Annotated in this window: 22 protein-coding genes; 14 read left to right on the top strand and 8 right to left on the bottom strand. The window is 66.7% G+C overall.

Annotated features, from left to right (window positions below; translation table 11 throughout):
- The 3 genes from ACZYW1_RS19015 (at position 1) to ACZYW1_RS19005 (ending at position 2,215) form a co-directional block, all read left to right on the top strand.
- Positions 1–390 carry a nitroreductase family deazaflavin-dependent oxidoreductase gene (locus ACZYW1_RS19015; RefSeq protein ID WP_463788024.1) on the top strand — a complete coding sequence of 130 codons (390 nt, stop codon included), beginning with the start codon at positions 1–3 and terminating at the stop codon, positions 388–390.
- Positions 391–392: 2 nt separating this feature from the next.
- A complete protein-coding gene (locus tag ACZYW1_RS19010; RefSeq protein WP_463788023.1) occupies positions 393–725 on the top strand; it encodes a TfoX/Sxy family protein in 333 nt (110 codons plus the stop codon).
- A 257-nt stretch (positions 726–982) separates the two neighbouring features.
- Entirely contained in the window at positions 983–2,215 is a 1,233-nt protein-coding gene (locus ACZYW1_RS19005) for an NAD(P)/FAD-dependent oxidoreductase (RefSeq protein WP_463788022.1), read from the top strand.
- Here the strand turns inward: ACZYW1_RS19005 and ACZYW1_RS19000 are convergent.
- From ACZYW1_RS19000 to ACZYW1_RS18990, 3 genes are all read right to left on the bottom strand, one after another.
- Positions 2,208–4,301 (bottom strand): NAD-dependent epimerase/dehydratase family protein, encoded by a 2,094-nt coding sequence (locus ACZYW1_RS19000; protein ID WP_463788020.1) that lies wholly within the window; start codon positions 4,299–4,301, stop codon positions 2,208–2,210. The two genes, ACZYW1_RS19005 and ACZYW1_RS19000, sit on opposite strands and share 8 nt — an antisense overlap.
- Before the next feature lie 88 nt (positions 4,302–4,389).
- Positions 4,390–5,871, bottom strand: a complete 1,482-nt coding sequence (locus tag ACZYW1_RS18995; RefSeq protein WP_463788019.1) for an acetyl-CoA acetyltransferase — start codon at positions 5,869–5,871, stop codon at positions 4,390–4,392.
- Entirely contained in the window at positions 5,871–8,282 is a 2,412-nt protein-coding gene (locus tag ACZYW1_RS18990; RefSeq protein ID WP_463788017.1) for a CoA transferase, read from the bottom strand. The genes ACZYW1_RS18995 and ACZYW1_RS18990 overlap by 1 nt, the downstream gene beginning before the upstream one ends.
- 67 nt (positions 8,283–8,349) lie before the next feature.
- Between ACZYW1_RS18990 and ACZYW1_RS18985 the strand changes: the two genes are divergently transcribed.
- A complete protein-coding gene (locus tag ACZYW1_RS18985; protein WP_463788016.1) occupies positions 8,350–9,114 on the top strand; it encodes a lysostaphin resistance A-like protein in 765 nt (254 codons plus the stop codon).
- Positions 9,115–9,207: 93 nt separating this feature from the next.
- Here the strand turns inward: ACZYW1_RS18985 and ACZYW1_RS18980 are convergent, their stop codons facing one another.
- From ACZYW1_RS18980 to modA, 3 genes are all read right to left on the bottom strand, one after another.
- Positions 9,208–9,477, bottom strand: coding sequence for a GlsB/YeaQ/YmgE family stress response membrane protein (locus tag ACZYW1_RS18980; RefSeq protein ID WP_463788015.1), 270 nt, complete (start codon positions 9,475–9,477; stop codon positions 9,208–9,210).
- A 112-nt stretch (positions 9,478–9,589) separates the two neighbouring features.
- A complete protein-coding gene (locus ACZYW1_RS18975; RefSeq protein ID WP_463788014.1) occupies positions 9,590–10,732 on the bottom strand; it encodes an APA family fibronectin-binding glycoprotein in 1,143 nt (380 codons plus the stop codon).
- 166 nt (positions 10,733–10,898) lie between these two features.
- Positions 10,899–11,675 (bottom strand): molybdate ABC transporter substrate-binding protein, encoded by a 777-nt coding sequence (gene modA / locus ACZYW1_RS18970; protein WP_463788791.1) that lies wholly within the window; start codon positions 11,673–11,675, stop codon positions 10,899–10,901.
- 267 nt (positions 11,676–11,942) lie between these two features.
- On the opposite strand from modA, the gene ACZYW1_RS18965 reads away from it, so the two are divergent.
- The 3 genes from ACZYW1_RS18965 to ACZYW1_RS18955 all read left to right on the top strand — a co-directional run bounded on the left by ACZYW1_RS18965 (position 11,943) and on the right by ACZYW1_RS18955 (position 15,089).
- Positions 11,943–12,620, top strand: coding sequence for an SDR family oxidoreductase (locus ACZYW1_RS18965; RefSeq protein ID WP_463788013.1), 678 nt, complete (start codon positions 11,943–11,945; stop codon positions 12,618–12,620).
- Between the two features lie 57 nt (positions 12,621–12,677).
- Complete coding sequence (locus ACZYW1_RS18960; RefSeq protein WP_463788012.1) at positions 12,678–13,577, top strand: LLM class F420-dependent oxidoreductase; 900 nt, start codon at positions 12,678–12,680, stop codon at positions 13,575–13,577.
- A 126-nt stretch (positions 13,578–13,703) separates the two neighbouring features.
- Positions 13,704–15,089, top strand: a complete 1,386-nt coding sequence (locus ACZYW1_RS18955) for an NAD(P)/FAD-dependent oxidoreductase (protein WP_463788011.1) — start codon at positions 13,704–13,706, stop codon at positions 15,087–15,089.
- Here the strand turns inward: ACZYW1_RS18955 and ACZYW1_RS18950 are convergent.
- Positions 15,086–15,481 (bottom strand): PaaI family thioesterase, encoded by a 396-nt coding sequence (locus tag ACZYW1_RS18950; RefSeq protein WP_463788009.1) that lies wholly within the window; start codon positions 15,479–15,481, stop codon positions 15,086–15,088. The genes ACZYW1_RS18955 and ACZYW1_RS18950 overlap by 4 nt on opposite strands.
- A gap of 128 nt (positions 15,482–15,609) precedes the next feature.
- Between ACZYW1_RS18950 and ACZYW1_RS18945 the strand changes: the two genes are divergently transcribed.
- From ACZYW1_RS18945 to ACZYW1_RS18930, 4 genes are all read left to right on the top strand, one after another.
- Positions 15,610–16,983 (top strand): cytochrome P450, encoded by a 1,374-nt coding sequence (locus ACZYW1_RS18945; protein WP_463788008.1) that lies wholly within the window; start codon positions 15,610–15,612, stop codon positions 16,981–16,983.
- Complete coding sequence (locus tag ACZYW1_RS18940; RefSeq protein WP_463788007.1) at positions 16,980–17,822, top strand: phthiotriol/phenolphthiotriol dimycocerosates methyltransferase; 843 nt, start codon at positions 16,980–16,982, stop codon at positions 17,820–17,822. Before ACZYW1_RS18945 ends, ACZYW1_RS18940 begins: the two co-directional genes overlap by 4 nt.
- 171 nt (positions 17,823–17,993) lie before the next feature.
- On the top strand, positions 17,994–19,370 hold the full coding sequence (locus ACZYW1_RS18935) for a cytochrome P450 (protein WP_463788006.1): 1,377 nt from the start codon (positions 17,994–17,996) through the stop codon (positions 19,368–19,370).
- Between the two features lie 23 nt (positions 19,371–19,393).
- Positions 19,394–20,206 carry a phthiotriol/phenolphthiotriol dimycocerosates methyltransferase gene (locus tag ACZYW1_RS18930; protein WP_463788004.1) on the top strand — a complete coding sequence of 271 codons (813 nt, stop codon included), beginning with the start codon at positions 19,394–19,396 and terminating at the stop codon, positions 20,204–20,206.
- Positions 20,207–20,302: 96 nt separating this feature from the next.
- Here the strand turns inward: ACZYW1_RS18930 and ACZYW1_RS18925 are convergent, their stop codons facing one another.
- The gene (locus ACZYW1_RS18925; protein WP_463788003.1) at positions 20,303–21,103 is read right to left on the bottom strand and encodes an iron reductase; all 801 of its coding nucleotides are present in this window, start codon (positions 21,101–21,103) and stop codon (positions 20,303–20,305) included.
- A 193-nt stretch (positions 21,104–21,296) separates the two neighbouring features.
- Here ACZYW1_RS18925 and ACZYW1_RS18920 point away from each other — a divergent pair, with 193 nt between their 5' ends.
- The 3 genes from ACZYW1_RS18920 (at position 21,297) to gndA (ending at position 24,251) form a co-directional block, all read left to right on the top strand.
- On the top strand, positions 21,297–21,713 hold the full coding sequence (locus ACZYW1_RS18920) for a BlaI/MecI/CopY family transcriptional regulator (RefSeq protein ID WP_463788002.1): 417 nt from the start codon (positions 21,297–21,299) through the stop codon (positions 21,711–21,713).
- 14 nt (positions 21,714–21,727) lie between these two features.
- On the top strand, positions 21,728–22,681 hold the full coding sequence (locus ACZYW1_RS18915) for a M56 family metallopeptidase (protein ID WP_463788000.1): 954 nt from the start codon (positions 21,728–21,730) through the stop codon (positions 22,679–22,681).
- A 112-nt stretch (positions 22,682–22,793) separates the two neighbouring features.
- Positions 22,794–24,251 (top strand): NADP-dependent phosphogluconate dehydrogenase, encoded by a 1,458-nt coding sequence (gene gndA, locus ACZYW1_RS18910; RefSeq protein WP_463787999.1) that lies wholly within the window; start codon positions 22,794–22,796, stop codon positions 24,249–24,251.
- Positions 24,252–24,254 lie beyond the last annotated feature (3 nt).

The raw sequence follows: 24,254 nt of genomic DNA, 5'->3' as shown, positions 1-24,254 counted from the left end.
ATGCCTGATCTGCAGCAACTCAAACGGAGCGTTGTTCACACGGCTCAACGCCTGGTGGTCAATCCGATCGGTCGTCGGTCACCGATGACGATGTTGGAGACCACCGGGCGTAAGTCGGGCCAGCCTCGTCGCACCGCGATCGGCGGCCGGTTGGTCGGCGACGAGTTCTGGATGGTGTCTGAGCACGGCGAGCATTCCCACTACGTGCTCAACATCAAGGCCAACCCGGCGGTGCGGTTGCGGGTGGGCGGTCGGTGGCGAACCGGAACCGCGCATCTGCTGCCCGACGACGACGTCAACGCGCGGCTCAAAGATCTGCCGGGAGTCAACAGTGCGCTGGTCCGGCTGATGGGCAGCGACCTGCTCACGATCCGGGTCGACCTGGACTGAGCATGGCCTACGACACCGACCTCGCCGATCGCGTGCGCGAATTGCTCGGAACGGTTCGCGGCGTCGACGAGAAGCGGATGTTTGGCGGCCTCGCTTTCCTGATCGACGGCCACCTGGCCGTGGCCGTCAGCGGGCAGAGCGGACTCATGGTCCGGGTGCCGCCCGGGGAGACCGACAAGCTGCTCGCCCGAGCGCATGTGAATCCCATGGTGATGGCCGGCCGCGAAACCCGAGGCTGGGTTCGCGTCGATGCCGCCGGCGTCACGACGAAACGGCAGCTGACGGAATGGGTGACCCGCGGGGCCGACTACGCCCGGCAGTTGCCGCCGAAGTAGCCGCCGGGGTTTGCGCACCCCGAAAATGCGGGTACGCCCTCGCCCATGGCCGGGCACAAGCGGGTGGTTCGCCCAGCGCTGCATGCTGCGGGCACCATGTTCGCCGACGAGGCAGGCATCCGTTTCAGCGCCAGGCTCGCGCCCCTGTTGCAGCCTCTGCTCCCCCGGGCGGCGACGCCCGGTTGGCGGCGGCTCTGGTCCGGATAACGCTCGACGACGACCTGCGCCGGCAGGTGGCCGAATAGATAGGAGCAATTGTGGCTGACTCGAAAACCTTTGTCATCGTGGGTGGCGGGCTCGCCGGAGCCAAGGCGGCTGAAGCGTTGCGGGAGAAGGGTTTCAGCGGCAAAATCGTCCTGCTGGCTGATGAGGAGCACCTCCCCTACGAGCGCCCCCCGCTATCCAAGGACTTCCTGGCGGGTAAGAAATCGCTGGGCGAATTCACGGTGCACGACTCAGAGTGGTACCGCAACAACAAGATTGACCTCAGGACCAGCACCGAGGCAGTCTCGATCGACGCGACCGCTCACACGGTGACGCTCTCCGACGACACCACCCTAAACTACGACAAGCTGCTGCTGGCCACCGGATCGCGTTCGCGGTGGCTGACCATCCCGGGTGCCGAGTCCACCGGAGTGCATTACCTGCGAAAGTATGACGACGCATCCAACCTGGACACCACCCTCAAGGAGGGCACCTCGCTGGCGGTCATCGGGGCCGGGTGGATCGGACTGGAGGTGGCGGCAAGCGCCCGCGCGCGCGGAGTCGACGTCACCGTTGTCGAAAGCGCCAAGGTGCCGCTGAGCGGTGCGGTCGGCGACGAGGTTGGCAAGGTGTTCGCGCAGCTGCATCGTGACCACGGCGTCGATCTGCGGCTCGATACCGAGGTCAAGGAGGTCACCACCGAGGACGGCAAGGCCACCGGCCTGAAGTTGGGCGACGGATCGACGATCACCGCCGACCGGGTGCTGATAGCCGTTGGGGCACAGCCCAACATCGAGTTGGCGGAGCGGGCCGGTTTGGCGACCGAAGACGGCGGAGTGCTGGTCGACGCGTCGTTGCGGACCAGCTCGCCGGACATCTTCGCCGTCGGCGACATCGCCGCCGCGGAGCACCCGCTGTACGAGGAACGGATCCGCACCGAACACTGGGCCAACGCACTCAAGCAGCCCGAGATCGCGGTGTCCGGAATGCTCGGTGACCCAGGCGAATACAAGGAACTTCCGTACTTCTTCACCGATCAGTACGACCTCGGCATGGAATACGCGGGCCACGCGCCGGACTACCAGCGGGTGGTGTTTCGGGGCGACAAAGACAGCCGCGAATTCGTCGCGATCTGGCTCGATCGTGAGAACCGCGTACTGGCTGGAATGCAGGTCAACATCTGGGATGCACTCGACGACATCAAGAATCTGATCCGCAGGAAATCGCCGGTCGATCCGGACCGGCTCGCCGATCCCGAAGTGTCGCTGAGCGACGCGCTCAGCTGACCGTGACGACGTCGGGAAGTCGCAGGCTCTGAAACCGCTCCCGTTCGGCGCGCCGACGCTTGATTCGCAGCCGAGCATCGGACGGTAGCGAGACCACCTCGTCGCTCGTCAGGTAGAAAATCTCGCCGGCCACGTCGATGAGTTCGGCCGCGACAAAGCGAGAGCCCAACTCGCGCAACGTTACCCGTAGCTCGTGAGTGAAGCGGATGGTGGTGTCGTACGCCAGCTCGCGAGAGGCTCGTGCGCTGGCGGCCAACCGTTCGGACAATTTCTCAGCCGATCCCGCAGACGGTATCCGCGCGGTGGGCTCGGTCGCCACGCGGCCGGCCGCGGCAAGCAGGATCGACGGGTCGTCGCCGATCATCAAATTGGCCAGCTCGACCTCGGCAGGTCCGCGATGCCCGATCCGGCCGATGGCCGCGGTGAAAGTGGCTGCCGCGGTGTCCGATCGAGCACCGATGCCGGTCAGGTCCCCGTCGATAGCCGACGCACACATCTGCGCATCGTTGCGGATCAGCGAAGCCAGCGCTGACGTCTCGGTGCTGACGGTGTCGCTGTCCAGCAGCGCGCCCACGCCGGTGACGGCGATGCGCACCCCGCGGCGCTCCACCGTTGCCGCGGTGACGCCGCTGTCGATGAGCCACAGTCCGGTCAACGCCCAGCCCTGCTGAATTCGATCGCGCAGCAGCCGGACGCGTGCCTGAAGTTGCGCATCCGACAGCGAATTCAACTGGGCCGCAGCCCTGTGCTCGGTTCCGGCGGCCGCAACGTATGCCTGGGATTCGCTCTTCAGATGCCGCAGCACGGCCAACGCGCGTTTGAGCACCACCGCCTTGGCCGTGGCGGAACCGAGCAGCCCGCTCTGCGGCGGGCGTCCGAGCGGGAACAGCGAATCCACCGCAGCGGAATCGCCCAACGACGTCCGCACCACGTCGACGACGTCCCAGCCGGGCAGTTGTTCTGCTGCCAACGCGCCGGCGGATACGCCGACGTACGGCCGGTGGCCGAACACCGCGACCGCCCTGCTGTTCCACTCGGACGCGGTGATGTCGTCACACGCCAGCACCGAACCGATCGTCCGTGCTGCGGCACGCAAGCCGCCGATCTGCACGTCGAGGGTCATCGGGGTCAACGGACCGGGGAGCTTCTCGCCCAGCGGGACGGCGCTGAACACCGGAAAGCGCGGGTCGGCCCGGTCGTCGAATTCACCCTCCTGCTCGTCCGACGAGGCTGTCAGCAGCGGCGCGCCGTCGATGGGTTCGGTCGGCAGAGCGATCTCGACCGGCAACGGCGAATGACCGGGCAGCGTCGCCGCGCCGTCGGCGGACAGCTTACGGCCCGCCAGGCCGCGACCGGTGTCGGCGATGGCATCGGCTGCCGGCCAAGCAAATTCGAACCGCCAGCCATCGCGCAATGCGGCCAGATCGAGATCGGGTGTCAGCCGGTCCCAGACTGGCGGACGTGGGCGCCGTGACTGGCCGGCGACCCGCAACAGGGTGCGGGCAGTGGCCACATCGACGGGGTCGGGACTTGCCAAGTCGACTGTGCCGGTGCGGTTGGTGGACACGGCAAGCACCAGAAACCGAAGCAGGTCGTCGAAATGAAGCACTCGGACCGGGTCGGCGGCAGCGCCGCTGTGCAGCAGCGACGCGACCGTGCGGCAGATCATCCAATCGAGTTGGCGGCCCACCGGCGGGGCGATTCGCACCACAAGGCTTGGTGCCCAGCCGCTGGACACCAACGACTCGGCATGCCCGTAGAGGGCCGGAGACCCGGCTGCCGCGGACACGTAGATCAGCCGGGCGCCGGCGCGTGCCGCCGCGTGCGACACCCGGACCAGTCCGTCGATTCCGGCACTGCCGGGCACACCCGGCTCGATCGACGCGAGGTGCAGCACGACATCGGCGGCGTTCGCGAGCTGCTGCAACCTTGGGTCGCCAAGCGACGCGCCCACGAAATCGACATCAGGATGCAGGTTCTCGTGCGGATGCGACGAGATGCCGGTGACGGCATGCCCGGCAGCAACCAGCTGACGTGCCACTGAACGCCCCAGGAGGCCGGTGACACCGGTCAGCAGAATCCGCATGCCCGAGCCACCTCCCCGGCGTCTAGTCGATTGAAAGACAATAGTCTCGCGGGGGCCTTCCCGGTAGCCTTCAGCTAACCCCGTTAACTCACTGCAACGTGGCGGAACCGTCGGAGTGGACGGCGACCTTGGCCCCGCCGATGTCCTCGTTCACCGTCTGCGCGGCGGCCGACGGGTCGCTGATCAACGCCAGCGTCCGACGTTTGTCAGGCGTGCGGATCGACAGAAACGCCTTCTCGGGCTGACCATCCCGGTCGAACGGTGTCGTCCAGGCTTCCACGGTGCCGGTGCCTTCCCATTCCACCGCAGCGGTCCGGGTCGGCTCCCGGTCGACGGCGGATTGGACGTCCTCCCAACGGAATTCCGACGTCGGCGGCTCGGTGCCGTAGACGCCGAAGCTGTGTTTGGTGAGATAGCCGCCGTTGGCGGTGATCAGACCCCGGCGGCCCGGGTTCGACGTCAGCAGTCCGGCCATGGTGGCGATGGAGTGGGCGACGTAGTTGTTCCACGGCCCGCCCGCGAAGGTGAGTCCGCCGGTGACGGTCAGCGGCCGGGCCGGATCGTCGACCGGGAGCCCGAGTTCGGTGGCCGCGACCTGAACCGCGGACGGGAAGCACGAGTACAGATCGACGTAGTCCATGTCGTCGATGCCGAATCCGGCCAGCTCCAGCGCGCGTGCCCCGCCGATCCGGATCGACGGCGACCGGTGCAGTTCGGCTCGTTCGCTGATCGAATAGGTGTCGTGCGCGTCGGTGCCCGCGTAGGGATACACCCACTGCTCGGAGGGGATCTGCAAACGGGTCGCGGCCTCCACGGACGTCAGAATCAACGCCGCGCCCTGGTCCACCATGTTGTTGGAGTTCATCAGCTTGGTGTACGGCCAGCTGATCATCCGGTTCGACGGGCCCGGCTGCGAAATCTCCTCAGCGGTAACCGGTTTGCGAATCCAAGCGTGCGGATTGTGCACCGCGACCTCGTTGAATCGCGCCCACAGCTCGCCGATACGGCGCCGGTGATCGTCGACCGACTCCCCCGTGCTGACGCGCAGCGCCTGCTCGAACATCGGGTAGATGTACGCCGGGCGGTCGAGTTTGATGCGGATTTCGGCATCGCCGGCCATCGGCACGTTTTCGTCGCTGCCCTCCGGCAGTGGAATCGAGTTGTCCTGGTCGGTGGACGCCAGCCGCTGCCCGTCGGCGCGCCGCTGGGTGCGAGTCCGCCACATCTCTGCGCCGGCCACCAGAACAACGTCGGCGCGGCCCTGTTGAATGTCCGCGCACGCCCGGTTGACCAGGGTTTGCGGCACGTTCCCGCCGATCCCGCTGTATTTGGTGGTGAATTTCGCGGCACCGATGCGCTCGCCGAGCAGCAGACCCGGGTCGCGGTAGTACACCGACAGCAGGTTGACCACCCGGATCGAGTCGATCGCCTCGAGCACTCGTGCGTCGGCGGCTTCGCGGGCCGCCGCAGCCATCAGGTCGACCGGTTCGAGGGTGTTGTCCTGGGCCGCCTCACGGTGGTTGACCTGACCGTGCGCGACAAGCACCGGCGTTCTGGGGTTGACCGTCATCACGTGAGACCTTCCGCGGAATCGGTGGATGCGAACAGCACCCCGTCATGAATCAATTGCTCGGTTTCCTCACTGCTCATGCCGAGAATCTTGAGGCAGATCTCCCGGGTGTCCTGCCCGGGCAGCGGGGCCGGGCGTTGCGGTGCCACCGGAATGTGCCGAAACGGTGCGGGACCCGTCTCGGCCGGCAGCACATTGTCGAACAGCGGATGACGCATGTCGCTGAACAACTTTCGTGCGCGCAACTGCGGATCTTCGAGGATGTCGGGCGGCCGGCTCATCTGCCCGGCCGGAACACCGGCGGTTTGCAGCGCGTCCGCAACCTGTTCCGGCGTGCGTTCACACGTCCACGCCGACACCAGCTCGAGCAACTCGACGCGATGCGCGGTACGCGCCTCACCGGTGGCGAACCGCGGGTCGTCGGCCAGTTCGGGTATCCCGAAAACCGCACTGGCCGAACGCCAGTCGTCGTCATCGCGAATCGAGATCACACACCACTCGTCGTCACCCGCGCACGGGAGGACCTCGTGGACGCTGGTGTCGTCGCGAAGTTGAGCCTCATCGTCGTCGCGTGCCGTGTCCGTGACGTAACGGGCGTCGAGTTGGTTGACGACGGCTTCGGCTTGCGAGACGTGCACCCGGGCCCCTGTGTCGGTGCGGTCGCGATGGATCAGCGCGGCCAGCGCCCCGATCGCGGTGATGCGTCCGACCACGTGGTCGGGGAAGACCGTCGTCGCATCGTAAAAGCGGTGCCGGGAGTCGGATTCGTCGGATTGCGAATGCGGGTCGGTCCACAGCTTGCTGACGCCCGCGGTGGCGCGCACCAGCGGTCCATACCCCAGCCGGTTACTCCACGGCCCGCGGTCGCCGAAGGCGCTGCTCTCGGCCAACACCACGCGACGATTCAATGACTGCAGGGTGTCATAGGGAAAGCCAAGTGCGACAAGCGTTCCCGGTTTGAAGTTGGCAAAGACTGCGTCGGCGTCGGCGACCAGCCTGCGGAAGACCCGTTTACCCTCGTCACTGCGCAGGTCGAGGCCGAGCGCCAGATTGTTGCGATGTGTCCAGGCGAATGACTCGCTCATGGCGTCGCCGACGCGGGCCTGTCGCAGCCCGTCCGGGTAGGCCGCACTTTCGACTTTGATCACCTCGGCGCCGAGATCGCCGAACAGCCGGCTGAGTTCCCCGCCCGCGACGATGATGCCGAGGTCGATGATCCGCAGTCCGTCGAACGGACGCGGGCCGGCCTTCGCGGGTGCGGCGATGGTCGGCGGGTCTGCGGTCCATTGCGGATCGTGTGCACCGGCGCGCGGAGCGGGTGCGCGGAAACCGATGTGCCGGCCGTTGACCGAGTAGTAGCCGGTCGGGATGGTGCTGTGCACGCCGGGAACGAGTTCGGCACTGGTGACGGCGCCGACCGTCTGGAAGTGCTCAGACGCCAGGATCTGCGCAGGATCCAGCACCGCGGAAATAGCGACACCGTGTGACTGTCCTTGTGCGACGAGGTCTTTCATCGTCTGATCGGCGAACAGTCGCTGGACCAGCACGCCGATCTGCGGCCAGGCCTTGAAGCGAGCCGCGATGACGTCGTATCGAGGGTCCTGGAATTCCGGCGGCTCCCCCAGCCAGCGACGCAGCCCGTGCCACTGCCGGGGCGACATCACGCAGAGCCGAACGTGGCCGTCCCGGCAGGCGTAGATCGGGTAGGCATCCTGGTTCTTGGGGCGCCCTCGCCACCGGTCGGGCCGGCGGACGCCGGCAGCGGCCTGGCCGTGCGCCCCGAACGCGGGATCGAGTGCCATCACGACGGCCTCGAACCGCGAGAAGTCGATGTAATCGCCTGTGCCACAACGTAATCTGTTGTAGTAGGCGACCAGTGCGGCCCAGGCGGCCTGGACCGCGGCGGTGGCTGAGGCGATGCCGTCCGGCGGCGGAACCGGTGTGCCGGTGGTGGGACCCGAGCGGGACAACGCGCCGGAGAGCGCATAGAGCACCTGGTCGGTCGAGCGCCAAGCGGCCCGTGGCCCCGTCCGGCCGAAGTCGGTGACCGACAGGGCGACCAGCTGCGGAAACCGATCGGCCAGTTCCTCACACGAGGTCCCGTAACCGGCCGCCTGCCCCGGCGATCCACTGTCGACGACGATGTCAGCGCTTCCGGCCAGCTCGACCAGCCGCTCGCGGTCCCGCGGGTCCGACGGGTCGAGCACCGTGCTGCGCTTGTTCGCGTTGTGCAGGGCGAAGCGCACTCCGGTGCCCCGCAATGTCGGTCGCTGGGTCCGCGCGGGGCTGCCGTCCGGCGGCTCCACCTTCAAGACGTCCGCGCCCAGGTCGGCCAGCAATCGGGTGACGGCGTCGCCGTCGTCGTCGCACAGGTCGAGCACCCGTAGCGACGCAAGCAGGTCGTCAGGCATCAGGTCAGCGTAGTTGGCAGGTGTCAACTTTGATCAGCTGCCCGGCCGCCGCCGGTAGCCTGGTGTGATGTCTGGGTTCGAGAGCGCCGCGGCGGAACCGCACCCGCTGCTCGCGCAGCTCTCGGCGCTCCACCAGTTCCGTATTCAGGTCGACGTCGCCGTCGTCGTCGTCGTGCTGACGCTGACCAATCTGATCGCGCACTTCACCACGCCCTGGGCGAGCATCGTGACCGTCCCGGTCGCGGCGGTCGGACTGGTCGCCTGGTTGCGCGCCACCGGACTGGGCTGGGCCGAGCTCGGCCTGGGGCGCGAGCACTGGAAGTCCGGTGCCGTGTACGCGATCGGCGCCATCGCGTTGGTGGTCGCGGCGATCGCGGTGGGTGCATGGTTGCCGCTCACCCGGCCGATGTTCATGAACCACCACTACGCGACGATCTCCGGTGCGCTGATGGCCTCGATGATCATCATCCCGCTGCAGACCGTCATCCCCGAGGAGCTGGCGTTTCGCGGCGTGCTGCACGGGGCGCTCAACCGGGCGTGGGGATTTCGGGGGGTGGCGCTGGCCGGCTCGCTGCTGTTCGGCCTCTGGCACATCGCCACGTCGCTGGGATTGACCACCAGCAATGTCGGTTTCACCCGGGTCTTCGGCGGTGGATTTCTCGGCATGCTGGCCGGGGTGGTGCTGGCCGTGATCGCGACGGCGGGTGCTGGTTTCGTGTTCAGCTGGCTCCGCCGGCGCAGTGGCAGCCTGCTGGCGCCGATCGCGCTGCACTGGTCGCTCAACGGGCTGGGTGCGCTGGCTGCCGCGCTTGTCTGGCAGATGTCCGGCTGACTCAGACGAGCACGGTGGCGGCTCCGGAGATCCGGTCCGCGCAGAGATCCGCCTATGCCCGATCCACGTGGCGCCGTGGCGATTCCGGTGGTGTCAGGTGCGGGACCTGGCCGCCTTGTAGATGAACAGCAGCAGCACGGCGCCGACCAGTGCTCCGAGGAACGAGTGGTTGATCGGCGGAGTGACGGTGAACTTGTGTGGCGGGAACACGAGACTGCCCAACGTGCCGCCGACGTAGGCGCCCACGATGCCGAGCAGGGAGGTCGCGATCAACCCCAGTGGTTGACTGCCGGGAACGATCAGTCGGGCAATCAGACCGACGATCAGGCCGAGGATGAGCATCCAGATGATGTGCAGAATCACGACCGGCTCCTTGCGTATTGATTTGTGTGCAGCCCACTGCCGGACTGTCTTGGTATCCCGACAAGCCTAACGAGCCGAGGGCTTGCTATAGGGCTTGTTCGGGACCTCGCGGTCAGGTCGATATCGCGCCGGGAGCGGGATTCGCGCCGTTTCCGCCGGCCGGCTGCGGTCCGCCGGGCGCGGGCCCGGCCGGGGCGGGAGCGCCCGGACCAGCGGGAGCGGGAGCGCCCGGACCGGCCGGGGTAGGACCGCCCGGACCAGCGGGAGCGGGAGCGCCCGGACCAGCCGGGGCGGGACCGCCCGGACCAGCCGGCGCAGGACCGCCAGGGCCAGCGGGAGCAGGACCGCCGGGACCAGGTGCCGGACCGGTCGGACCAGGACCGGCCGGCGCGGGTGCCCCCGGAGCAGGAGCGGCCAGCGGGCGGACCGATTCAGCCAGCGTCTTGGCGCCGGCTTTGTCGACCGGGGTGTTGCCGGTACCGAGCCACACCACGAACCAGCGCTGCGCCGCCGCGCCTGCCGGACCCGGCGCGCTGACCACGCCCGCCCAGATCTGGCCGTTCGGCTTGGTCGCGTCGCTGAATTTCACCTCGTAGAACGACGCCCCACCGGCGGCGCCGTTAGCGCCGAGCGGAATGGTCTCCTGGTTCACCCGGGTGCCGGGATAGGGCATGAAGAACTCCCCCATGTCCGACGCGAGCCGGGCCGCGGCCTTGGTGTTGTCGGCTTCGGCACTGGCGTAGAGCTTCTGGTCCAGCTTTCCGAGGACCACGCGGGTGTCGTTGGCGACTGGCGGAGGCTGACCGGGGTTGGGCGCTCCGGAAATTTTGCTGAGCAGCGCCGATCCGTAGTCGAGGTGTGTCGCGTCGGACTCCACCCAACCGGCGGGCAGGACGAAGCTGAATCCGCCTACCGGGTTGTCGACCCGCCCCGCGTTGGGGTCGACCGGAATCGGATTGGCGGGATCGGTGGCCGCCGGCCCCGGGATCGGACCGACGCCCTGCGGCGCCGCGCCGGGACCGCCGGCACCGGGCACCGCATCCGCCGCGGGTGTTCCGGGTGCGGGCGCGGCCGGTGCCCCGGGGTTGGGTCCGGCGGGGGCGGGAGCGGCTGGGCCTGGAGGCGGGTTCACCGGATCCGCGCCGGCCGCTGCGGGCAGCGCGAGGGCGATGGCACCGGCGCCGCCGACCGCGGCGATGGCCCGCATCATCCAGCGCGCTGTGGCCCGTGACGAATAGCGCTCTACCTCGCTCATAACCAAAAAGCTACCGTGTTACACCCGTGACGCAAGTGTGAACAGCAGTCGTTTTGCCTGGTTTTTTCCGAGTCGGCGGCGGTCGCCCGACCTACGTGCAGCTCATCGGTCGAGCGATCTCTCGGTGACAATTCGCTAACGCTCGCGCCGTCGGGCGCGTCACTTCTCAGGGACTGGCGAAGCCGGCCTGAGACAGCACCTGGCGCCCGGTCGGACCGACGACGAGATCGACGAATTTCTGCGCCAGCGCCGCCTGGGTTGCGTTCCTGAGGACGACGATCGGATAGGCGTTCACCGCGTCGGCGGATTCCGGAAATCTGACGGTGTCGACCGCCTCGGCGGCGTTGTGCGCGTCATTCATGTAGACCAAGCCGGCGTCGGCATCGCCGGCGGTGACGCGGGCGAGCACCGCGGACCCGATGGGCTCCTCGTGCACCGGGCCGGGGTGTACACCGGTGGTGTCCTCGATGCGCTGCACTCCTGCCCCGCACGGCGCCGACGCTTGGCAGACCGCGACGCGCACGTCGGGCCGGGCGAGATCGGCGAACGATCGAATCTGCTTGGGATTGCCCGGGGTGGTCACGATGACCAGCGTGTTGGACGCGAAGTCGACCGGTTCGCTGCTGGTCAGGTCCGCCTTGACGACGGTGTCCATCTGCGCGCTGTCGGCCGCGGCGAAGACGTCCGCGTGGCCGCCCTGGGTCAACTTGTCGGCGAGCTCGGCTGACGTCGCGAACACGAAATCGACTGTGGCACCCGGATTTTCACCCTGGAATTTGCCGGCAAGCAAGGTGAAGGCCGGCTTCAGCGGCAGGGCGGCGAACACCCTGACCGGGCCGGCCGGTGGGTGCGCCGACGGCGAGCCCGCCGGTGTGGGCGGTTGCGGCTGCTGTCCGCATCCGACCAGGTTCGCCAGCACTGCCAATGTCAGAAACCACGCCATCGCAGACCGGCGCGCAGCGCCGCGGGATGACGTCACGAGGCTCAGCGTTGTCCAAAAGGTGACCTCGCCGTGCCGGATTTGGAGTTTCATATCTAGCTACCGTCCAGTAACATAAGGAAACGTTAATGCCATACACGCCCTGAAATCCCAGGGACCGGCGTTGCGGTGTGCCACCATCGAAGCATCGGAAGACCGTTGCTCTAGGCGGAAGCCGCGGCTGCTCTCAACGAGCCGGCACCTGGATTCAATGCTGAATACAAGGAGGTCATGGCGATGGAGGTACTGGTCACCGGTGGCGACACCGAACTGGGTCGCGCCGTTGCTGAGGAGTTCCACAACGAGGGCCACACGGTCACGTTGCTGGGCGCCCGCCGCGACGACCTCGAGGTAGCCGCCAAGGAGATCGAGGCGGACGCGATCGTCTGCGACAACACTGACCCCGCCGCTCTCGCGGAGGTCCGCCACCTGTTCCCCCACCACCTGGACACCATCGTCAACATTCCGGCGCCCCGCTGGGACTCCGGTGACCCGCGCGCGTACTCGCTGTCCGAGCTGGCCGCCGCATGGCGCCGCTCGCTGGACGACACCGTGCTGTCCTCGGTGCTCACCCTCGAGACCGTGGGTGACCATCTGCGTTCGGGTGGATCCATCATCAGCGTCATGCCCGAGAACCCCCGCCCCGGCAGTGCCGAGGCCGCGGTCAAGGCCGCCCTCGCCAGCTGGGTGGCCGGCCAGGCGACCGTTTTCGGCACCCGCGGGATCACCGTGAACGCCGTCGCAATCGGGCGCAGCGCTCAACCGGGCTACGAAGGTCTGTCGAGCACGCCGCCGTCGGTGGCCGCCGAAGTCGCGCGGATGTCGCTTTTCCTGACCAGTCCGGCCGCCCGTCACATCACCGGGCAGACGCTGCACGTCAGCCACGGCGCCCTGGCGCAGTTCGCTTAACGCGTAGTTCGCTTCAGCGTCCGTCGCCGTCACGCGTCGGTCACTAGGGTGGATTCGGTGACCATTCGACTTGGCTTCCAAATCCCCAACTTCTCCTACGGCACTGGTGTCGAGCAACTTTTTCCCACCGTCATCGCGCAGGCGCGCGAAGCCGAATCAGCAGGCTTCGACGCACTTTTCATGATGGACCACTTCTATCAGCTGCCAATGCTCGGCTCTCCCGATGAACCGATGCTCGAGGCGTACACCGCCCTTGGCGCATTGGCGACGGCGACCGAGCGAATCCAGTTGGGCACCTTGGTGACTGGCAACACCTATCGCAATCCCACCTTGTTGGCCAAGGCCATCACCACGCTGGACGTCGTCAGCGCCGGCCGCGCGATCCTCGGTATCGGCACCGGCTGGTTCGAGCTCGAGCACCAACAGCTCGGATTCGAATTCGGCAACTTCAGCCAGCGATTCGAACGGTTGGAAGAAGCTCTGCGCATCATCGATCCGATGATCAAGGGCGAGCGGACGACCTTCTCCGGAGACTGGTATCGGACCGAATCTGCCTTCGCCGAACCGCGCTACCGCGAACGCATTCCGATCCTCATCGGTGGCAGCGGCGAGAAGAAGACCTTCTCCATCGCTGCGCGGTACGCCGACCACCTCAACATCATCGCCGGGGTCGACGCGCTGCCCGGCAAACTCGAGGCGTTGGCCAGGCGTTGCGACGAGGCCGGCCGGGACCGCTCGACCCTGGAGACCAGCGTCCTGTTGACGGTGTCGGTGGACGACAACGCCAAACCCGACGAGAGCGGACGCCGGCTGGTGGGCAGCGTCGATTACATCGCCGAGCAAGTCAAAGCCAATGTCATCGACGTCGGCATCGACGGCGTGGTGATCAACATCCCGCGCTACACGCCGGGAGTCGTCGCTGCGGTCGCGGAAGCCCTGCGCCCCGTTGTCGCCTGACACCAGCGACGTGCGTCACGTGCGACGTCGCGGGTGTGTGTGATCACACGCGCTTACGTCGAAAATTGCAGGTCCGGGCGGCTATCGTAGAGCTGAACCAGTCGCCGCTGAGGAGCAATGACGCCCATGAACGCCCAGCTCGAAGACACTGCACTGAATCATCGACACCGGGTAGTGGTCATCGGCTCGGGATTCGGCGGCTTGAATGCGGTCAAGAAGCTGAAAAGGGCCGATGTCGACATCAAGTTGATCGCCCGCACCACCCACCACCTCTTCCAGCCGATGCTGTACCAAGTGGCGACCGGAATCGTCGCCGAAGGTGCGATCGCTCCCCCGACACGGATGATCCTGCGCGGGCAGCACAACGCCCAGGTTCTGCTCGGCGACGTCACTCACATCGACCTCAAGGGCAAGTTCGTCGTGTCCGAGTTGCTCGGCCACAGTTACGAAACACCGTTCGACAGTTTGATCATCGCCGCCGGCGCCGGACAGTCCTACTTCGGCAACGACCACTTCGCCGAATACGCACCCGGCATGAAGTCCATCGACGACGCGCTGGAACTGCGCGGTCGCATCATGAGCGCGTTCGAGGCGGCCGAGCGGTCCGGCGATCCCGAGCGGCGTAAGAAGCTGCTCACGTTCACCGTCGTCGGCGCAGGTCCGACCGGTGTCGAAATGGCCGGCCAGATCGCCGAACTCGCCGACTTCACGCTGAAAGGCACGTACCGCCACATCGATTCGACGAAGGCACGGGTGATCCTGCTCGACGCCGCGTCTGCGGTACTTCCGCAAATGGGCGAGAAGCTCGGCAAGAAGGCCGCTGCGCGTCTGGTGAAGATGGGTGTCGAGATCCAGCTGGGCGCGATGGTCACCGACGTCGACCGCGACGGCATCACCGTCAAGGATGGCGACGGCACTCTCCGCCGTATCGAGTCGTCGTGCAAGGTGTGGTCGGCCGGTGTTTCCGCAAGCCCGCTGGGCCGCGACCTGGCCCGCCAGTCGGGTGTGGAACTCGACCGCGCCGGACGGGTGAAAGTCTTACCTGACCTGTCGATTCCTGGGCATTCGCACGTTTTCGTGGTCGGCGACATGGCCGCCGTAGACGGCGTGCCGGGCGTCGCTCAAGGCGCTATCCAGGGCGGCAAGTACGCCGCCAAAGCGATCAAGGCCGAGCTGGCCGGGGCCGACCCCACGCAACGCGAACCCTTCCAGTATTTCGACAAGGGCTCGATGGCCACGATCTCCCGGTTCTCCGCGGTCGCGCAGGTCGGTCCGGTCGAGTTCGGCGGGGTCATCGCGTGGTTTGCCTGGCTGCTGCTGCACTTGGTCTATCTGATCGGCTTCAAGAACAAGGTCACCACCGTCTTGTCGTGGCTGGTGACGTTCTTGAGTGGCCGACGTGGTCAGCTCACGATCACCGAGCAGCAGGCCTTTGCCCGCACCCGGCTCGAGCAGTTGGCGGTACTGGCCGCCGAGGCGCATCAGGACGAGACGGCGAAAGCCGCCAGTTAGCCTTCGGCTTCGAGGTTCTGCAGTCGTACCTGGCCACGCGCCACCAGGCGCTCGTCGGAGTCGACGATAGTGACCAGCCACAGTTGCTGACGCCGTCCGCGGTGGATCGGAATCGCCGTGCCGTAGACCGTCCCGCTGCGGATAGCGCGCAGGAAATCGGTGTTGTTGTTGACGCCGACGACGCTGCCGCCGCCGTTGGCCTCGATCCAGGTGTAGGCGGCCACGCTGGCCAGGCTCTCCACCACCGAGCACCAGACGCCGCCGTGCACGATTCCCATGGGCTGCAACAGTTTTGGTGCGACGTCCAAGTGCGCACGGGTGCGGTCGGGGCTGATTTCGGTGAAGGTCAGCCCTAATTCCTTGTCGAACGGTGCTTCCGCTAGCGGCTGCATGGTTCCCCTTCTGTCGCGCCACGGGCTACGAGGCCCCCAACGGCGAAGTATTGCGCGGTATGTTCTCAGCCTTGTATGATTATTTTGGAATGTAAAACCTCCGCAAACATACTCTCGGAAGGCGCGACATGGCGACGGCGACGATGGACCCGGTGCGGCTGCCGCCGGGTCCGCGTGCTCCGAAGCTGATCCAGACCACGGCCTTCTTGATGTCGAGCCACGCTATGTTCGCGGCGCTCGCTAGACGGTACGGCAGCGATGTGGTCCGGGTGAACCTGCCGCGCAACAACGATGCGGTCGTCATCTGCGACCCGGTGTTGGCCAAGGATCTGTTCACCACCGGCAGTGACCTCGTCGAGCGGGCGCCGTCGGGCGCCGGGGCGATCGGCGCGGTATTCGGTCCCGGCTCGACGTTCAGTTTGGCCAGTGACGAGCATCGCGAGCGTCGAAAACTGCTGACCCCACCGTTCCGCGGTAAACGGATGCGCGGTTACGAGCGCATCATCGAAGAAGAAGTGATGCGCGAGATCGCGGACTGGAAGCAAGGCCGCGAATTCTCCGCGTTCGAGCCGATGCTCCGGATCACTCTCGGCGCGATCCTCCGCGCGGTCTTCGGCGCCGACGGTCCCGCGCTGAAGGAACTGCGCGAAATAGTTCCCCCGATGGTCACGCTCGGCTCGATGCTTGCGGTCTGCCCGCCGATCGTGCAGAAGGATCTCGGCCCGTGGAGTCCGTGGGGCAGATTCCGGCGAGCACGCCGCCGGTTCGACGCGATCATCGCTTCCTTGATCGCCGCCGCCCGGGTCGATCCCGCACTCGAGGAACGCGCCGATGTTCTGGCGCTACTGCTGCAGGCGCGCTATGAGGACGGCGAGCGGATTTCCGACCAACACATCGCCGACGAGCTGCTCACGCTGCTGGCCTCCGGCCACGAAACCACAGCCGCGTCGCTGGCCTGGGCCCTGGAGCGGCTCAGTCGCCACCCGACGCTGCTCGCCGAGTTGGCCGAGGAAGCCGATGCGGGTGGCTCCGCCCTGCGGCAAGCCACGATCTGGGAAGTGCAGCGCACCCGGCCGGTACTGGACGGCACCACCAGGCGCACCAAGGCGCGAATTCGGCTGGGCGAGTGGGTTCTTCCCGAAGGTACGAACATCATCATCAGCATCAAGCTCGCGCACGAATCCGAAGACGACTTCGCCGACGCGCAGTCGTTCGACCCGCACCGGTACCTGCATGCGGCGAGCAAGCCGGCCGCCTGGATCCCCTTCGGCGGCGGGGTCAATCGCTGTGTCGGCGCGGCGTTCGCCAACATGGAATTGGACGTCGTGCTGCGCATGCTGCTGCGTGAATTCCACTTCGTCACAACCGATGCGCCCGATGAGAAGGCCAGGTGGCGTGGTCTGGCGACGGTGCCGTCCCAAGGAGCGAGGTCGATGGTCTACCGGCGAAACACCAGCGTGCCCAGCGATGCGGGGTCGCTATCCGCGGCAGGTCAACGATGACCGGTCCAGGCGCCGGAGTGCGCGCACCGGCCGGCGGCTCGCGCCGGTACGTGAGACCGCTCGGCAGTTATGCCTGGTTCAAGAAGGCAATCAACAAGTACTGGTATCCCTTCGTCACCCGCAGATGGGACCAGGACGACGTGGTTTTCCTCAACTGGGGTTATGAGGAAGACCCACCGATGCGCCTGCCGCTGTCGTCCGAGGACGAGAAGAACCGGTACGGCATCCAGCTCTATCACCGCACGGCAACGCAGATCGACCTGGGCGGCAAGACGGTGCTGGAGGCCAGCTGCGGGCACGGCGGTGGTGCCGCCTATCTCATGAGAACCCTGCGGCCCGCCTCCTATACCGGTCTCGACTTCAACCCGAACGGCGTGGAGTTCGCCAAGCGCCGTCATCGCCTGCCGGGGCTGGACTTCGTCCACGGCGACGCCGAGGATCTGCCGTTCCCTGCCGAGTCGTTCGACGTGGTGCTCAACGTCGAGGCGTCGCACGCGTACCCGCGTTTCGACCGCTTTCTCGACGAGGTGGTGCGGGTCCTGCGTCCCGGTGGGCACTTCCTGTACGTCGACTTCCGCGGATTCCTCGAGTACGACGAATGGGACGCGGCCCTGGCCGCGCTGCCGCTGCGGATGGAGTCCAAGCGCGAGATCACCCCGGACGTTCTACGCGGCCTCGACAACAACGCAGAACGCTACCTCGAGCTGGTCGACAAACGGTTGCCCCTGTTCTTGCGCCCGTTCGGGAAATTGTTCGCCGGTGCGCCGGACACGTTGCTGTACAAGGAGTTGCAGCGTGGTCGGATGTCCTACCGGCTCCATCACTTCGTCAAGGACTGATGCCTCCGCAATCCGTTCTGGCCAGCCCTCGTTCTGCCCGAGCGCGACCGCTTCCCGTATAGAGTCCAGGTAATCGGACTTCAGGGCTGAAACAACGCTCAGACGATTGCGACCGGTACTGTGATGTGCGGCGCGGCGACCATGGCGGCAGCGATACGGGGAGTGGGCGACATGCTGACGGTGACAACCGAGCCGGTGCGGCTACCGCCGGGCACGCGGCTACCGAAGGCCGTTCAGGGCTTGTGGTTCTTGCGCGAATACCACCACATGTACGGCGCTCTCAGTCGACGGCACGGCCCGGTTTTCCGGGTGAACATGCCGCGGCTGGGCCGTGCGATCGTGGTCCGAGACGCGGCCCTGGTCAAAGAGGTGTTGAACACCAGCACCGATTTGCTGGAGCGCGCGACTACGGGAACCGCCAGCCTGGGTGACGGCTTCGGCGCAGGTTCGACGTTCGCCCTCGCCGGAGATGAACTCCTCGAGCGCCGCAAGCTCGTGCTCCCCCAGTTCCACGGTAAGCGGATGCGCAGCTACGAGCCCGTCATCGAAGAAGAGGTCTTGCGCGAGATCGCGAAGTGGCCGGAGGGCCAGGAGTTCGAGACGCTGCCGTCGATGACGACGATGACCCTCGGGGCCATCCTGCGGGCCGTGTTCGGCGCCGAGGGCGACACGCTCGACGAACTGTACGACCTGATTCCCCCGATGGCCGACATCGTCGGCGTATACCTGACACTGCCCACGAGCCTGCGGCGTGACCTGGGCCGATGGAGTCTCGGGGGTCGCTACATGCGATACCGGCGCCGCTTTGACGCTGCGATCTTTTCGCTGATCGCGGACGCGCGGGTCAATCCCGCGCTGGACGAGCGCAGTGATGTGCTGGCGCTGCTGGTTCGGGCGCGCTACGAGAACGGTGAACCGATCACCGATCAGCACATCGCCGACGAGATGCTGACCTTGCTGGTGTCCGGCCACGAGACCACGGCCGGATCGCTGGGCTGGGCGGTGGAGCGGATGACCCGCCACCCGGAGTTGCTGCAGCGGCTGACCGACGAAGTGGACGCCGGCGGATCGGAGTTGCGTCAGGCCACGATCGCGGAAGTGCAGCGCACGCGGACCGTTCTCGACTCCACTGTGCGATGCACCAAAGCGCGTCTTCGCCTGGGGGAATGGGTTATTCCGGAGAACACCAGGATCGTGCTGAGCCTCGCGCTGGTCCACGATTCCGACGATGTCTTCGACGACGCGATGTCGTTCAACCCGGATCGATTCCTCGGCAGTGCCGCCAAGCCGAAAGGGTGGATTCCGTTTGGCGGCGGGGTCAATCGCTGTGTCGGCGCTGCGCTGGCCACCATGGAGATGGACATCACCCTGCGCCTTATTCTGCGGGAATTCCGGTTCACGCCAACCGATGCGCCGGACGAGCGACCACACTGGCGCGGTATCGCCTACCAGCCGGCGCAGGGCGCGCGAGCGACGGTTCGCCGGCGAACCGCGACGGCTTCGCAAGCTGCGGACTCCGCTCTGGTGGCCGATCGCACCGGTACGTAGAAAAGCCTGGCATACTCGCCGCTGTGCCAAACACACTCCAGCGATACCTCAAGCCCGTCGACCCGCTGCCATGGCTGAAGCTGGCCATGAACAAGTACTGGTACCCCTTGATCACCCGCCGGTGGGAAAGCGACGACATCGTCTTCCTCAACTGGGGCTACGAGGAAGATCCCCCGCTGGGGCTGGGGCTGGCACCCGAGGATGAGCCCAACCGGTACTCCATCCAGCTGTATCACAGCACCGCTTCGCAAGCGGATCTCAGCGGAAAGAAAGTGCTGGAGATCAGCAGTGGTCACGGCGGGGGCGCCGCGTATCTGACGCGGACCTTCAACCCGGGCTCCTACACCGGGCTCGACTTCAACCCGGACGGTGTCGCTTTCGCCAAGAAGCGCCACAATCTGCCGGGCCTCGACTTTGTCGAGGGCAACGCCGAGGGCATGCCCTTCGCGGATGAGTCGTTCGACGCGATCGTCAACATCGAGGCTTCGCACACGTATCCGCACTTCGACCGCTTCCTTCCCGAAGTGGCGCGGGTGCTGCGCCCGGGCGGTCATTTCCTCTACGCCGATTTCCGCGGGTACCTCGAGTACGACGCCTGGGACGCGGCGCTGGCCGCCATGCCGATGGAGATGGCCTCGAAGCGCGACATCAGTAAAGAGGTGCTGCGCGCCAGAGACAAGAGTGCCGAGGTCTTCCTGGACCTGAACACTCGCCACATCCCCAAATTCCTGCAGGGTTTCGGCAAGATGTTCGCCGGCGCACCCGGAACCCTGGCCTACCGGCAGATGCAGACCGGCAAGGCGTCGTACCGGATGTACCACTTCATCAAGAACTGACCGAGCCTCAGATAGCAGCGAGCCCCGTGCACAATGCACGGGGCTCGCTGTATCGAGAGACCGGGGGTCACTGCAGCCCTCAGGACACCGTCTCGGTCATTTATCGCTCGACGCCAGAAGCATAGGCAAGGCTGCCCTAATTTTGCAAGAGGTTCCTCTGGCGCGTGTCCGCGTCGCCGAAAGGCCGCGAACCGGCAACCCGAACCCGACCAGCGCATCCAGCACTGCCTGACCGCGGCGCATCGCGGCCAGCTCGTCGGTGCTCGCCAGCTGGGGCACCTGGGTCGCGGACGCCACCACCATCGATCCGACGATGTGCCACATCGCCGCGACCGACAGCGCGCCCCCGCTCACCGCATGCAGCTTCGTGAACAATGGCTCGAGCGTGCGGTGGCAGCGGTGGGCCACCCAAGTCGTCAGGGCCGCCTCACTCGGCAGGCGAACCACGCCGTCGGTCAGTGCGTCCGCGGCGCATGCGTCGTCGGGCAGCACCCGGACGGTGGGATCGACTACGCCGGCCCAGTCGATGACGCCGTCGGAGTCGACGTGCACCCACAGGTTCTCCAGCCCGGTGTCCCACGCCCTGGCTTCCAGCACGACCAGCGCGACCACTCGGCCGATCACGGTGTGGACCAGAGTTGCCGCCAATTGCCTTGCGGCGCTTCGACGGTCCATGTCGACCGCGGCGGCGTCGAACATCGTCTGCAGCCGGTCGGAGCTGAGCGCCGAGGTCAGTGGCCACCACCGGCGTACCGACACATCGCCGAGCACCGCGACGCCGTAGACCCGCGGGCACTGCGGATACAACTCGCGCAGCCGCCTGCTGGACTCGTGCAGCGGCAGCACACGGTCAATGGACATCGCCGCGATCAGCGGGTCGTCGATCACTATCGTCACGGTCACCTCCGGTTGTAAGGTTAGCCTAACCATATGATTGACTTCGAATCTGTGGGGACCCTCACAAGCACTCGCCGCGCTGCGGTCGACACCAGAGGTTTCGACGCCCGCCAGACTGCGTCCGGTGGGAGAGGTACGACAGGCAGTAGTAAGCGCGGGTACGCTAGCGGCATTGCCAAGGAGATGAGCAAACATGGCTAAGCTGACGCGGCTCGGGGATCTCGAGCGCGCGGTGATGGATCACCTGTGGTCCACTCCCCAGCCGCAGACTGTCCGCCAGGTACACGAAGCGCTCTCCGAGCAGCGTGATCTGGCCTATACGACGGTGATGACCGTGCTGCAGCGGCTGGCCAAGAAGAATCTTGTGTCGCAGATCCGCAACGACCGCGCCCACCAATACACCCCGGTGCACGGGCGCGACGAACTGGTCGCCGGTCTGATGGTCGATGCGCTCGACCAGGCCGCCGATACCGGAAGTCGCCATGCCGTCCTCGTGCACTTTGTCGAGCGCGTCGGCGCCGACGAGGCCGAGGCGCTGCGGCGCGCACTCGACGAATTGGAATCCGGTCATCGGAAACCCTCGTCTGGTGGCGCGCGGCCGGAGGACTGAGAGACACTGGGACCATGTCCGGGCTGGCTTTCACCGTTCTCGCGGTGATGCTTGTCGGCCCGGTGCCCGCACTGCTGGCCCGAGCCACCTGGCCGTTGCGCGCTCCCCGGGCGGCGATGGTGCTGTGGCAGGCGATCGCCGTCGCGGCGGTGCTGTCGGCGTTCAGTGCCGGCATCGCGATCGCCAGCCGCTTGTTCGTACCGGGCGCAGACGGCCGCCCGACCGCCAGCCCCGCCGCCGAAATCGGCCGGCTGGGTTGGCCGTTGTGGCTTCTCGACCTCACCGTCTTCGGGCTCACCCTGGTGATCGGCGCCAGGTTGTTCGTAGCCGTCGTCCGGGGTGCGATCGCCACCAGAAGGCGACGCGCCCACCACCGCATGCTCGTCGACCTGCTCGGCCTGTCGCCCGACCTGGTGGCCGCACGGGCCAGCGCCCGCGGACGCCACCTGCGCGTCCTGGAAGTGGCGCAGCCGCTGGCCTACTGCCTGCCCGGTGTGCGGAGCCGGGTGGTGGTCAGCGAGGGCACGCTGGATTCGCTGACCGACGACGAAGTCGCTGCCATCCTCTGTCACGAGCGCGCACATCTGCGCGCCCGCCACGACCTGGTGCTCGAGGCCTTCACCGCCGCTCACGCCGCGTTCCCCCGATTCGTCCGCAGCGCAAGCGCTTTGGACGCGGTACAGCTGCTGGCCGAGCTGCTGGCCGACGACGCTGCGGTCCGGGTGGCCGGCCGTGCTCCTCTGGCCCGCGCGTTGGTCGCCTGCGCGTCCGGACGCGCTCCCCTCGGTGCGCTGGCCGCCGGCGGCGCGCACACCTTGCTGCGGGTGCGACGGCTGTCGGGTAGCGGTAACAGCGTCTGGCTGGCAGCGGCGGCCTACCTGGCCGCGGCCGCGATTCTGGTCGTGCCGACGGTCGCACTCGCCATTCCCTGGCTCACCGAGTTGCACCGGCTGTTCACCGCTGCCTGACCCGGCAACCGATCTCTCACCGCACTATGGCGATACCTTGCACAGGCATGAATCCTGCTGTGCCACAGTGTTCGGTGCAGGCCTGTAGCCACGAATCGAGAAGGGCATTCCCATGAGCTCGTCGAAGTCAACCACCGGAACCGCGCAGATCGGCGTGACAGGCCTGGCGGTGATGGGCTCGAACCTTGCCCGCAACTTCGCCAACCACGGCTATACCGTGGCGCTGCACAACCGGTCCGTCGCCAAGACCGACGCCCTGCTGAAAGAACATGGTGGCGAGGGCAATTTCGTCCGGTCGGAGACCATTGCAGAGTTCCTGGACGCGCTGGAGAAGCCGCGACGGGTGATCATCATGGTCAAGGCGGGCGAACCGACCGACGCCGTCATCAACGAACTCGCCGACGCGATGGACGAGGGCGACATCATCATCGACGGCGGCAACGCGCTCTACACCGACACCATTCGCCGCGAGAAGGCCATCAGTGAGCGAGGACTGCACTTCGTCGGCGCCGGCATCTCCGGCGGTGAAGAAGGCGCACTCAAAGGTCCGTCGATCATGCCGGGCGGGCCTGCCGAGTCGTACAAGTCGCTGGGTCCGCTGCTGGAAGAGATCTCCGCCCACGTCGACGGTGTCCCCTGCTGCACCCACATCGGCCCCGACGGCGCCGGCCACTTCGTGAAAATGGTGCACAACGGCATCGAGTACTCCGACATGCAACTCATCGGCGAGGCCTATCAGCTGCTCCGTGACGCCCTCGGCAAGAGCGCCCCGGAGATCGCCGACGTATTCGCCGAGTGGAACTCCGGCGACCTGGACAGCTTCCTGATCGAGATCACCGCCCAGGTGCTGCGCCAGACCGACGCCAAGACCGGCAAGCCGCTCGTCGACGTCATCGTCGACGAGGCCGAGCAGAAAGGCACCGGCCGCTGGACCGTCAAGTCCGCGCTCGACCTCGGTGTGCCGGTGACCGGTATCGCCGAGGCGGTGTTCGCCCGCGCGCTGTCCGGCTCGGTGGCCCAACGCAAGGCCACTACCGGGCTGGCCTCCGGAGACCTGGGTCAAAAGCCAAGCGACGCTGCGCAATTCATCGATGACGTCAGCAAAGCGCTGTACGCATCGAAGATCATCGCCTACGCGCAGGGCTTCAACCAGATCCAGGCCGGCAGCGCCGAATACGACTGGGATATCACCCCGGGCGACATGGCCACCATCTGGCGCGGTGGCTGCATCATCCGGGCCAAGTTCCTCAACCGGATCAAAGACGCGTTCGACGACGACCCCGACCTGCCCACGCTGATCGCCGCACCGTACTTCCGCAGCGCGATCGAGTCGGCCGTCGACAGTTGGCGCCGGGTAGTGGTGACGGCCACCCAATTGGGTATCCCCGTTCCGGGCTTCGCCTCGGCGCTCTCGTACTACGACGCGCTGCGCACCGAGCGGCTGCCCGCCGCGCTCACCCAGGGACTGCGGGACTTTTTCGGCGCACACACCTACGGACGGACTGATGAGGACTCGAGCAAGAAGTTCCACACGCTCTGGAGTGGAGATCGCAACGAAGTGCCTGCCTAGCGA

Source organism: Mycobacterium sp. IDUB_36 (assembly GCF_055419225.1).
This window is presented reverse-complemented; position numbering and strand designations above follow the sequence as displayed.

Bases quoted from the DNA above. Each gene is read 5' to 3' on its own strand.
- ACZYW1_RS19015 (WP_463788024.1), top strand. From the start codon at position 1: ATGCCTGATCTGCAGCAACTCAAACGGAGCGTTGTTCACACGGCTCAA.
- ACZYW1_RS19010 (WP_463788023.1), top strand. From the start codon at position 393: ATGGCCTACGACACCGACCTCGCCGATCGCGTGCGCGAATTGCTCGGA.
- ACZYW1_RS19000 (WP_463788020.1), bottom strand. From the start codon at position 4,301: ATGCGGATTCTGCTGACCGGTGTCACCGGCCTCCTGGGGCGTTCAGTG.
- ACZYW1_RS18995 (WP_463788019.1), bottom strand. From the start codon at position 5,871: ATGACGGTCAACCCCAGAACGCCGGTGCTTGTCGCGCACGGTCAGGTC.
- ACZYW1_RS18990 (WP_463788017.1), bottom strand. From the start codon at position 8,282: ATGCCTGACGACCTGCTTGCGTCGCTACGGGTGCTCGACCTGTGCGAC.
- ACZYW1_RS18985 (WP_463788016.1), top strand. From the start codon at position 8,350: ATGTCTGGGTTCGAGAGCGCCGCGGCGGAACCGCACCCGCTGCTCGCG.
- ACZYW1_RS18975 (WP_463788014.1), bottom strand. From the start codon at position 10,732: ATGAGCGAGGTAGAGCGCTATTCGTCACGGGCCACAGCGCGCTGGATG.
- modA (WP_463788791.1), bottom strand. From the start codon at position 11,675: ATGGCGTGGTTTCTGACATTGGCAGTGCTGGCGAACCTGGTCGGATGC.
- ACZYW1_RS18965 (WP_463788013.1), top strand. From the start codon at position 11,943: ATGGCGATGGAGGTACTGGTCACCGGTGGCGACACCGAACTGGGTCGC.
- ACZYW1_RS18955 (WP_463788011.1), top strand. From the start codon at position 13,704: ATGAACGCCCAGCTCGAAGACACTGCACTGAATCATCGACACCGGGTA.
- ACZYW1_RS18950 (WP_463788009.1), bottom strand. From the start codon at position 15,481: ATGCAGCCGCTAGCGGAAGCACCGTTCGACAAGGAATTAGGGCTGACC.
- ACZYW1_RS18945 (WP_463788008.1), top strand. From the start codon at position 15,610: ATGGCGACGGCGACGATGGACCCGGTGCGGCTGCCGCCGGGTCCGCGT.
- ACZYW1_RS18940 (WP_463788007.1), top strand. From the start codon at position 16,980: ATGACCGGTCCAGGCGCCGGAGTGCGCGCACCGGCCGGCGGCTCGCGC.
- ACZYW1_RS18935 (WP_463788006.1), top strand. From the start codon at position 17,994: ATGCTGACGGTGACAACCGAGCCGGTGCGGCTACCGCCGGGCACGCGG.
- ACZYW1_RS18920 (WP_463788002.1), top strand. From the start codon at position 21,297: ATGGCTAAGCTGACGCGGCTCGGGGATCTCGAGCGCGCGGTGATGGAT.
- ACZYW1_RS18915 (WP_463788000.1), top strand. From the start codon at position 21,728: ATGTCCGGGCTGGCTTTCACCGTTCTCGCGGTGATGCTTGTCGGCCCG.
- gndA (WP_463787999.1), top strand. From the start codon at position 22,794: ATGAGCTCGTCGAAGTCAACCACCGGAACCGCGCAGATCGGCGTGACA.